Origin of the sequence: Elizabethkingia argenteiflava (genome assembly GCF_009904105.1) — a bacterium.
In the GTDB taxonomy this organism is placed as follows: Bacteria; Bacteroidota; Bacteroidia; order Flavobacteriales; family Weeksellaceae; genus Elizabethkingia; species Elizabethkingia argenteiflava.
In genome coordinates, this window is the sequence record NZ_JAAABJ010000661.1 from 1 (window position 1) to 205 (window position 205).

Below are 205 nucleotides of genomic sequence, written 5' to 3' on the forward strand. Positions count from 1 at the left end.
AATCTCTTGATTTACGTAGCTTTAATACATCAAATGTTACCGATATGTCATCTATGTTCGAATGCTGTTCATCGCTTAAATCTCTTGATTTACGTAGCTTTAATACATCAAATGTTACCGATATGTCATCTATGTTCGAATGCTGTTCATCGCTTAAATCTCTTGATTTACGTAGCTTTAATACATCAAATGTTACCGATATGTC

General features: G+C 32.7%; 1 protein-coding gene. It reads left to right on the forward strand.

The window, feature by feature from the left end:
* Positions 1-205 (forward strand): BspA family leucine-rich repeat surface protein (locus tag GNY06_RS15350; protein ID WP_166520492.1); only part of this gene is annotated, 205 nt, incomplete at both ends.